Raw genomic sequence first — 10,038 nt, forward strand, 5'->3', positions numbered from 1 at the left:
ATCTACTATGAACATCAATTATCGCTGATAAATATACGTGTCCATATGGAGTATTAATATATGTTATATCCGTTGACCACACTTGATTAACTTTGTTTATTTGAAGTTCTCTTAACAAGTATTTAAACTTTTGGTCCCCTATTTTTTTGCTTAAGGTTAAACACTCTTTGTATGAATTTATCCGACCATTATATAGGTAAAGTTTTATTTTTACAAACAAAAAGGGCATAGATCTCTCTACACCCTTAAAATTATTATTTCTTTTTCATCTGTGGGAATAATAATACGTCTCTAATAGATTCAGCTCCTGTTAATAACATTACTAATCTATCGATACCAATTCCTAATCCTCCTGTTGGTGGAAGACCGTATTCCAATGCATTGATATAATCTTCATCTACAACTGCATTTGCTTCGTCATTACCTTTTGTAGCTTCTGCTACTTGGTCCATAAATCTTGATTTTTGGTCAGCTGGGTCATTTAACTCTGAGAATGCATTTCCATATTCTCTTGCATCGATAAATAATTCAAATCTATCTGTAAATCTACCATCATTTTTTGTTCTCTTCGCTAGTGGAGAAATCTCTACTGGATGACCCATTACAAATGTAGGTTGTACTATTGTCTCCTCACATTTTTGCTCAAAGAATTCATTGATGATATGCCCTACTGTATCCATATGAGAAGCTAAGTGTATTTCATTTGCTTTTGCTAATTCTTTAGCATCTTCTACACTCATCTCAGGCCAGAAATCTACACCGGTAACATCTTTTATTATGTCCACCATATGTATTCTTGCAAAACCTTCTAATTTTATTTCCTTACCATTGTATACAACATCAGTTGTTCCAAGTACTTCTTTTGCAGTACTTGTAATGATCTCTTCTGTAAGATCCATTATGTCTTCAAAGTCAGCATATGCCTGATACAGTTCCATCATTGTAAATTCAGGATTATGTCTAGTAGATATTCCCTCATTTCTAAAACTTCTATTTATTTCAAATACCTTGTCAAATCCACCAACAATTAATCTTTTTAGATATAATTCTGGAGCTATTCTCAAGTATAATTCCATATCTAAAGCGTTATGATGTGTTACGAATGGTTTTGCCGAAGCTCCACCAACGATTGGATGCATGATAGGAGTTTCTACTTCTAAGAAATCTTTTTTAGTCAAAAATGTTCTTATGAAACTAATTATTTTTGTTCTAGTTATAAATGTTTGCTTTACCTCTCTGTTCATGATAAGGTCTACATATCTTTGTCTATATCTAGTTTCTACATCTGTTAATCCATGGAATTTATCTGGTAATGGTTTGATATTTTTAGATAAAAATTCAAATTCAATGGCTCTTAGTGTGAATTCTCCCTTACCTGTTCTAAATACCCCACCTTTGATTCCGATAAAATCTCCAGTTCCAACCTTACTCATTACTTCAAATGCTTTATCTCCAATTACATCTTTTCTGATATAAAATTGAATTCTTCCAGTCTGGTCTTCAATATGACCAAATACTGCTTTTTTCCCTGCTGGTCTAAATGCCATGATTCTTCCTGCAGTTTGAAATGTTTCATTATAATTGTCAGGATTTTTATCAAACTCAACCTCTGAGTTTATAATATCTTCTACCATATTTATCTTATTGTACTTTCTTCCAAATGGTTCAATTCCCATTGCTTTGATCTCTTCTACCTTGTTCCACTTGTCTTGGACAATGTGGTCATTGTTTTCAGCTGTTTGATTCATCCTCTACCTCTTTCTCTAATTTATTTTTTTTTAGTTTTTCTATTTTTAATATATATATTCTACCCCTGTTACTGAGGGTAGTGTTTGGAAAAATTTTAATCAATGATTTAAAATGCTCGGAACTCTCATGATATTTTTCTAAATTATAGTAGATCATCCCACCTAAATAATAATACCCTCCAAAATATTCCTCATCTAAAACTTTAATATCTATAAATTTCAAGTTTTTTTCTGCTAACTCAAATTCATCTAGATTATAATATAGATCTGTCAGTTTATAATAGATATTACTTTTCAAATCAGATGATATATCTTTTTCTAGAGACCGTTTATAGTATAGCTCAGCTTCTTGCAGTCTTCCCTCACGGGCATATTTTTCAGCAGTTCCAATATATTTTTCAAGTTTTTTTCTATCTAAATATTTTATTTCTATTTGTTTTATTTTTTCCTGTTGTTCAGGCGTTACCTCTAATTTTAGTGTTTCATAGTTTTTTTTATCATCTGTTTCCAGATATATTAGAGCCATTTTTTCTAAATTTTCATCTATTCTATAGTAGCTTATTGCCCCATCGTAATCTTTTAACTGATAATGATAATCTCCTAAATATTCTGTGATCTTTGGAGTAGGTTCAATTAAAATTTGAGTTTCAGCTAATTTAACAGCTTCTAAACTATAGTTTTTATAATCTATAGAAGCATCCAAATATTCTAGTTCATATTTTTTATCATAGGTGGATAATTTTTCTAAAAACCCTAAATATTCCTCTGTTTCATCTAATTTTTTCAGGGCATTTAGATAGATTTTTATTATTTCTGCCTTTTTTTCATCGTCCAATCTATACTTACCCACCAATATTTTCGAGATATTTCTCACCTTATAATAGTTTTTATTTTTTTCATTTAACTCCAAAGCATAAAAAAGACCTTTTTCTATCTCCTCTGAATCTGGGAAAAAAGTTTCTAAAAGTAATAAATTTTTATTTAAAAACTTAAAATCCCCGTCATTATAGGAATTTTCTATATTGTTTTCAATGTCTTCGAGAAACGGTTGATACTTTGAGCTTTTCTTAAAAATTATCTCTTTAATCATCTGATTTTTTTCTGTAAAAGATATTTTATACTCCCCTACACTAGAAAAAGTCATACTCAGATTTTCTCCTTGTTTTTTTAGATCTACTAGGGAATTTTTATATGTTTTTTCTACTACTTTCAATTTTTTTATCTCTGATATATTTTTAAATTCAATTTTTTCATCTAAAGCTAGATTTATTACCTTCCCGTTTGGAATACTCTCAAAATCATATTCAACCTTTTTAACTCCTTTGGGCTCAATCTCTCCCAAAATAAAATTAATATTTTGTCTATTGATACCACTTGAATATATATTTTCATAACCTCCATAGAATAAAGATAATTGTTTAATTATTTTTTTATTAACTTCACCTATTTTTTCAGAATTTTTCACAGCACCATAAGATCCTATACTAACCCCAAATAAGATGGTTACAAATAATATTATTTTTTTCATCTCATCCTCCAAAAGTTAATTTAAAATAAAAATAGAGCAATCTCTTACCCTATTATTATATCAAATTTTTTATATTTTTACCATAAATTATAGTTCATCTATCTTTAGGGTCAATTCATTGATCACTGAATCCCCTTCAATTATAGAATATATAGCATTAATTTTTTTATCTTCGATGATAAGAGATTTTGTAAAAATTTCAAAATTTCTATTCATATACGATGCTCTATAGGAAAAAGAAGTCTTTTGATCTACCTTCAAAAGCTTATTGCTCTTTATATCCCCATCTCTTACTATCTGCACTTTATCCTTCAAGACAAATATTTTCACCTTTGCATATTCATCGGAATATGTGTATTTAACACCTATTTCATTATCTTCTCTTATGGCATCAAAGGTAGCCTCATACTTTTCTCCAAAACTATCTGTTGTTCTTATCCTTAGTTTCATCTATTATCCTCCCATCAAACCAGATATAAATGAATCCACATCTTCTTCACTTTCAGAGCAATCTTCATCCTCTATATATTCTTCTGTATCACCGGAACCAGTAGTTATTCTATCTTCCCTTTCATAGTATGAGTCATCATCCCAGTCGCCAATATTTGTTCCTCCGGCATAATACTCCTCTTCCCAGTTATCTAGCATATCTGACGCTTCATCCTCTTCCTCTACTAACTGTACTATCTCTTCATTTTCTATATATATAAAAACAAACCTCTTTCCATCTAGGTTTTCTCCTATTAAATATTCATCTCCAAACATCATTATATCCCCTATTACAGATATATCATGTTCTATATCTTCTATCATATACTCAAAATTTTCTCCAACAGCATACATTTTTCCCACCTCACTTATGATATTTACTATTTCCTAATATACTAAACCAACGATAAACCTGCTCAAACAATATAAGTCTCATCAATTGATGAGGGAATGTTAAGTCTGAAAAACTCATCCTTAAATCTACAGCACTCCTAACTTCCTTAGTTACCCCATAGGATCCACCAATAATAAAGTTGATCATACTATTCCCGTTAACTGTTATTTGCTCTATTTTTTTAGACATTTCTTCCGATGAAAACTTTTTCCCACCTATATCCATCAAGATAGAATACCCTCTATTTTTAGAGATGGTCTCTATTATTTGTTTGGCTTCCCTCTCCATAGATTGGTCTCTATTATTATCGTTTCCATCTTCCTTTAATTCAATAACTTTTAATTTTGTATAGGCAGACAACCTTTTCCTAAACTCATCTATTCCCATATTAATATATTTTTCTTTTACCTTTCCTACGCAAATAATATTTACATTTACCATCTTTAGCTCCTTACTCAAGACCTTTATCCCTAATTAATTCTACACAAAAAGTGTGAATTTCCCTATATTAATTTTTTTTCTTTTCACTATTTTTGAGACGTTAGACAGATCTTTTTTTCCCAAAATATTATTTTCGATTAAATTTTTTATTCATATCATCAAAAGTCATCTTGAGTATTATTGGTCTTCCATGGGGACAGGTATATTTTCCGATCTTGTGTAGATCCGATATCATAGTTTCCATCTCCTCCAGAGTCAATTTTTCACCTGCCTTTATAGCATTCCTACAAGACATAGAGATGATCACTTTTTCCCTCGGGTCACCACCACCTAAATTTTCTAACAGGTTTCTAAATGTATCTTCTACACTGACTCTAAAGTTGAATATAGGAACTCCTCTAATTAAAATTTCATTGTCACAAAATTCCTCTACCTCAAATCCAAATTCACTGAACAAATCCAAATTACCTCTTACAATCTCAGTTTCATATCCATTCAACTCCAATTTTATAGGGACTAACAAGTTTTGAACAGATATTTTTTTGTTGTAGTGTTTATCCTTCAATTTTTCATATAGAATCCTCTCGTGGACAATGTGTTGATCATAGATCTCTAATTCTTCCCCTGTTTCAACCAGGATATACATACTATGAAGTTGGGCTAAAACTCTATAATCACTCTTGACCTTATTTTCTTCCTTTAGATTTTTATAGCCACCGTCATTTCGCTTTTCTGCCATAAGGGTCTTTTCGATTTCAATGGATTCCTTTCCCTTTTCTAGAGGAATTTCATTTTCTCTACTCTCAATTTTTTCACCTTCATCGTCAATTTTACTTTCCTTTATTTCCAAAGGAGAAATATCTAAAGGAAGAGTTGTCTCATATTCTCGGCTATACCTATTAGCCTTAGCAATCCTTTCTCTTACCTTATTTTCTAATTTTTCCTCTTTTATCAGGACTGGCTGTTCTGTTTTCATCACTTTATTTACCCCGGGAGTTATTAAAATTTCCAATTTTTCAAAATCTAACAGGTTATTTTTTTTTAGATTTTCTTCCCCATCTTCTTCAATTTTTAAAGAGATGGAGTTTTTCCTGTCATCTCTATAGATAGCATCGGTCAACTGATCCAATATTTCCTTGTATACGCCATCTTCATCCACAAATTTAACGATTTTTTTAGAGGGGTGAACATTGACATCTACCAAGTCGGGTGAGATATCAAAAAATACTATAGTAAAAGGGTATCTTCCTTTGACTAATTTAGTATAATAAGCATCTAAAACAGCTTTTTCAATGGTTTTGGATTTGACATATCTGCCATTTACATATGTATATATAGAGTCTCTATTAGATTTTAGGAGGTTCATATTTCCCCAGTACCCCAAGGAAAATTTTGTTAAATTTTTTAGTGTGTTTCTACCAAATAATTCTAAAATCGTATTTTCTATACCACGACCACTAGTTTTCACAACTTCCCCTCCGTCTAAAAGTAAAGAAAATGAAACCTCGGTATTGTAGAGAGCTTCCTTTAAAACAATCTCCCTTATCCGTGCATATTCCGTAGATTTTTTCCTCAAAAATTTAAGTCTTGCTGGAATATTAAAAAACAGATCTTTAATAACTATCTCTGTTCCAGCTGCTCTAGATATCTCTTCATATTTAGTAATCTTACCGGCATTTAAATTTATCTTATGCCCAGCCTTAGAATCATTGGTTCTACTGGAAATAATCATCTTAGATATAGATCCGATGGAGGCCAGTGCTTCACCTCTAAATCCATAGCTAGTAAGATTAAAGATATCCTCTTTATCTTTAATCTTACTAGTAGCATGTCTCTCCACACATAAAAATAGGTCTTCCTTTCCCATTCCCATCCCTGTATCAACTAGCCTTACATCTCGACCATTATTTTTCACCTCTATTCTAATAGATTCTCCTCCTGCATCCAATGAGTTTTCTATCAACTCCTTTATCATGCTAGCTGGATTCTCGACTACTTCCCCTGCTGCGATTATATTAGATACACTTTCATTTAGTATTCTTATCCTACTCATAATAATATTACCCCTTTTAAAAAATAGCTTTAATATTATAGCAAAATTATAAAATTCTGACTATTTCTTTTTTATTTTAATGATTTAATTTATTATACCTTATTTTTGAGACTTAAAATTAAAAAAATAAACCACTTTTTATTGCCTAATCTGAATCTACTACTTTTATGGTATACTCTAATTAATATTACATTTTTACTGATATTTTTCGGTGATCAAAATCTTGTAAAGACTAGATTAAGAGTTTTAATAATGCGAAAATTCAAATACTGATTAAAAAGGAGATTCTCATGAAAAAAATTATCTTGCTATATATACTTATTTTTACTACTATATTTCCATCAGATGATATAGGAGGGTATAAGGCTTTTATACAGGCAAAGAATCATTATCTCAATGGAAACTTTGATCAGGCAAAAATAGAATTTGAAAATTTTATAGAGATCTATAGTGACTCTAAACTAGTTGATTCTCATTATCCCGATTACTATATCGCCATGAACTACTATGAGATCGGGGAATTAAAAAATGCTCTCAAATATTTGGATTCATCTATCTATACTCCTAAATATTTAAAATTTCCAGGATTTAAAAAATCTAATTATTTTGAATTTAAACGAGGTTTTTATTTGGGTGAGATCTACTCTCGTTTGGGATACTCTACCAATGCACAATACCAGTATTTGACCCTCATAAAAGATTATTATTCCCCTGATTTAGAGCCCCTTGAAAAAAAAACTCTCAACATCCTTGCCTCTAAAGATCCTTACTACAGCTATATATTGGAGATTAAATACAAAAATAATTATAAAAATATAAACAAATTAAAAGACGACGATCTAAAGATGATAGGACACTATCTCTATTCAAAAGGGCTCTTTTTAGAGTTTTATAAAGCCTATAAAGAATCAATTAATTCATCCCCTAATAATAAGGAGATTGTTATCGACACCCTTAATATCTTAGAGGAAACAAACCAATATGATCTGATGATCGAACTCATAGAAAATCAATTCAGTTCGGGGAATACAGATTCTGATTACTATTATTTTTGGGGAAATGCCTTAAAAAAATCAAGTAAACCTTTGGAGGCCATTGAAAAATATAAATTAGTAGATAGATCTCCGTATTTGGAAAGATCCATCTATTCCATCGGAAGAACTTACTTTATTTTGGAAAATTATGAAAAAGCTATTCTATGGAGTAAAAAACTAAATAATGACAAGGCTCACGAACTCCTAACTAGATCTTATTTTAAATCATCTCAAATAGATCTATTTAAGGAATCCGCAATTAAATATATACAAGCTTACCCAAATTCCAACTTGGCTGCATATTATAGAAATATGCTCTACAGCGAAAGTAAAAATCCAAATTATTTAACCTGGATAATTAAACACAACCTGAACTCCTACTACTACCAAGTGGCTTTCAACATCACTAAAACTACTAGAGTTCTGGAAGAATACCCTATAAATTATAAGAGGCGTGTCTACAAAGATTCCTTGGCTGTCCTAAATCAACTAGCTGAACTCGGTGAGCCACAGTTACTTATCATTGAGTCCGATATCCTCAATTTCCCTGAAGATAAGGTTTTTGAGACCTTTATCAAAACATCTTATTTGGAAAAAATAAAATTATATGATTTTGCTATGAAATCTTCCATCTCTGCTGAGGAAGAGTTTTCTAAATATTCAAACCTTTATCCCTATCTATATCCTAGATATTATGATGATCTAGTAAAAGAATATAGTAAAAGATACGATGTGGAAGAGACTCTTATCTTCAGTCTTATCAAAGAAGGAAGTAAATTTGATTCAAACCTTATCTTTAAAAGTACTTTTTTTGGACTTATGCAGTTAGATCTTAAAACGGCTAGACTATATGACCCCAATATAACTACTAAAAATCTTCTAGACCCTGAAGTAAATATTAGTATTGGAGTTAGACATCTAGAATATCTTCTATCTAATTTCGATGATAATATTAGCCTAACTATCGCCAGTTTTCACGATGGAAAGGAACTGATCTCCAACTGGAAATTAGATAAAAACGGAGATATTGATGTAGAACAGATACCATATCCAGACTCACAAGAATTTATAAAAAGAGTTATTACCAACTATTATAAGTATAAAAGTCTTTATAAAGATTAAAGAAAAAAAAGTAGAAGGGAAGATAAGAAAATATGTAGGGAGGTTCTTATGATAAAACTAGAGGAAGTAAATTTAAAGTTAAAACAGCAGCCAATCTTTCTAAACTTAAATTTACACATTAAAAAAATAAAAAAATTCTCCTCAAGATGCCTTCTGGATCGGGAAAAAGTACCCTCCTAAAGGTAATAATGGGCTACATTCCCATGGATAGCGGAAAAGTCATCATAGACGGAGAAGTTTTAGGACAGAATAATATAGATGCCTTCCGTCAAAAAATTGCCTACATCGGTCAAAATATCTCCTTTACTGAAGAAAGTGTAGAAAAATATATAGAGCTTATATTTTCATTTCAGAAAAACAAAGGTATTAAGTTATCTAATGCTTCCCTCTATGAACTCTTAGGAAAATTTGATCTAGATAAAGGCATATTAAAAAAATCTCCTTCACTTTTATCTGGAGGAGAAAAGCAAAGAATTGCACTTATATTAGTTTTACTTTTAGATAGGGAAATCCTCCTCCTAGATGAGGTCACCTCCGGGCTGGACCATAATTTAAAAATAAAAGTTATCGAGATCATAAAAAACTTAAATAAAACCGTTATAGTTTCCTCCCACGATAACCAATGGCTGGATTATGACGAGTTTGAAGTAATGGGATGGTGATCTTATGGATATATCTTTTTTCAATATTTCATTACTTCTAATACCGCTTTTTTATTGATTTTAGGATTGAAATTTTTTAGAGTGAACCTTATAAAGGGGACTATCACCTCAATTGGACGGATGATTATTCAGTTATTTTTAGTCGGCGTCTATCTAGAATATATCTTCAAATTTAATAACTGGACTGTAAACTTTACTTATATCTTTATCATGGTGCTGGTTGCATCTATCTCTACAGTAGATATAGTTAAATTAAACTGTAAAAAATTCACCTTTCCCCTATTTGGATCTATATTTTTATCGTAGATTATAATCTATACCCTGTATTAATTTTTTTGAATCCAGATATATTATTCCTGTCAGTGGGGTGCTTCTAGGGAATTTATTGCAGGGACAGATTATATTTTTAAATAGCTTTTTTACCCAAGGTGTATAATCATTTCAAGTCGACCACTTGAAATAAAAAAAGACCTTTTTTCATAAAAACCGATATAATGTAGTTACGACAACAAACATTAAAGGTGTTAATTTATGAAAAAAGGATATAAACATTTTAGCATATATGAA

General features: G+C 30.7%; 9 protein-coding genes and 1 pseudogene. 3 read left to right on the forward strand and 7 right to left on the reverse strand.

Annotated features, from left to right (window positions below):
• The 7 genes and pseudogenes from V5784_RS05510 to mutL all read right to left on the reverse strand — a co-directional run.
• Positions 1 to 130: pseudogene (locus tag V5784_RS05510) on the reverse strand (IS3 family transposase); the annotation flags it as partial.
• Positions 131 to 254: 124 nt separating this feature from the next.
• Positions 255 to 1,748, reverse strand: coding sequence for a lysine--tRNA ligase (gene lysS, locus V5784_RS05515; protein ID WP_336888044.1), 1,494 nt, complete (start codon positions 1,746 to 1,748; stop codon positions 255 to 257).
• Positions 1,732 to 3,276, reverse strand: a complete 1,545-nt coding sequence (locus V5784_RS05520; RefSeq protein WP_336888045.1) for a hypothetical protein — start codon at positions 3,274 to 3,276, stop codon at positions 1,732 to 1,734. Before V5784_RS05520 ends, lysS begins: the two co-directional genes overlap by 17 nt.
• An 87-nt stretch (positions 3,277 to 3,363) precedes the next feature.
• On the reverse strand, positions 3,364 to 3,726 hold the full coding sequence (locus V5784_RS05525; protein WP_336888046.1) for a DUF1934 family protein: 363 nt from the start codon (positions 3,724 to 3,726) through the stop codon (positions 3,364 to 3,366).
• A 3-nt stretch (positions 3,727 to 3,729) separates the two neighbouring features.
• Entirely contained in the window at positions 3,730 to 4,119 is a 390-nt protein-coding gene (locus V5784_RS05530; RefSeq protein WP_336888047.1) for a hypothetical protein, read from the reverse strand.
• A 10-nt stretch (positions 4,120 to 4,129) separates the two neighbouring features.
• On the reverse strand, positions 4,130 to 4,600 hold the full coding sequence (gene rlmH / locus V5784_RS05535) for a 23S rRNA (pseudouridine(1915)-N(3))-methyltransferase RlmH (RefSeq protein ID WP_336888048.1): 471 nt from the start codon (positions 4,598 to 4,600) through the stop codon (positions 4,130 to 4,132).
• 127 nt (positions 4,601 to 4,727) lie between these two features.
• A complete protein-coding gene (gene mutL / locus V5784_RS05540; protein WP_336888049.1) occupies positions 4,728 to 6,653 on the reverse strand; it encodes a DNA mismatch repair endonuclease MutL in 1,926 nt (641 codons plus the stop codon).
• A 290-nt stretch (positions 6,654 to 6,943) separates the two neighbouring features.
• On the opposite strand from mutL, the gene V5784_RS05545 reads away from it, so the two are divergent.
• The 3 genes from V5784_RS05545 (at position 6,944) to V5784_RS05555 (ending at position 9,777) form a co-directional block, all read left to right on the forward strand.
• Positions 6,944 to 8,809, forward strand: coding sequence for a transglycosylase SLT domain-containing protein (locus V5784_RS05545; RefSeq protein ID WP_336888050.1), 1,866 nt, complete (start codon positions 6,944 to 6,946; stop codon positions 8,807 to 8,809).
• Between the two features lie 146 nt (positions 8,810 to 8,955).
• A complete protein-coding gene (locus tag V5784_RS05550) occupies positions 8,956 to 9,471 on the forward strand; it encodes an ATP-binding cassette domain-containing protein (RefSeq protein ID WP_336888051.1) in 516 nt (171 codons plus the stop codon).
• A gap of 54 nt (positions 9,472 to 9,525) precedes the next feature.
• On the forward strand, positions 9,526 to 9,777 hold the full coding sequence (locus V5784_RS05555) for an ABC transporter permease (RefSeq protein ID WP_336888052.1): 252 nt from the start codon (positions 9,526 to 9,528) through the stop codon (positions 9,775 to 9,777).
• The last annotated feature ends 261 nt before the right edge of the window (positions 9,778 to 10,038 follow it).

This window comes from Psychrilyobacter sp., assembly GCF_037132775.1.
GTDB lineage: Bacteria > Fusobacteriota > Fusobacteriia > Fusobacteriales > Fusobacteriaceae > Psychrilyobacter.

Bases quoted from the DNA above. Each gene is read 5' to 3' on its own strand.
- mutL (WP_336888049.1), bottom strand. From the start codon at position 6,653: ATGAGTAGGATAAGAATACTAAATGAAAGTGTATCTAATATAATCGCA.
- V5784_RS05520 (WP_336888045.1), bottom strand. From the start codon at position 3,276: ATGAAAAAAATAATATTATTTGTAACCATCTTATTTGGGGTTAGTATA.
- V5784_RS05545 (WP_336888050.1), top strand. From the start codon at position 6,944: ATGAAAAAAATTATCTTGCTATATATACTTATTTTTACTACTATATTT.
- V5784_RS05530 (WP_336888047.1), bottom strand. From the start codon at position 4,119: ATGTATGCTGTTGGAGAAAATTTTGAGTATATGATAGAAGATATAGAA.
- lysS (WP_336888044.1), bottom strand. From the start codon at position 1,748: ATGAATCAAACAGCTGAAAACAATGACCACATTGTCCAAGACAAGTGG.
- rlmH (WP_336888048.1), bottom strand. From the start codon at position 4,600: ATGGTAAATGTAAATATTATTTGCGTAGGAAAGGTAAAAGAAAAATAT.
- V5784_RS05550 (WP_336888051.1), top strand. From the start codon at position 8,956: ATGCCTTCTGGATCGGGAAAAAGTACCCTCCTAAAGGTAATAATGGGC.
- V5784_RS05525 (WP_336888046.1), bottom strand. From the start codon at position 3,726: ATGAAACTAAGGATAAGAACAACAGATAGTTTTGGAGAAAAGTATGAG.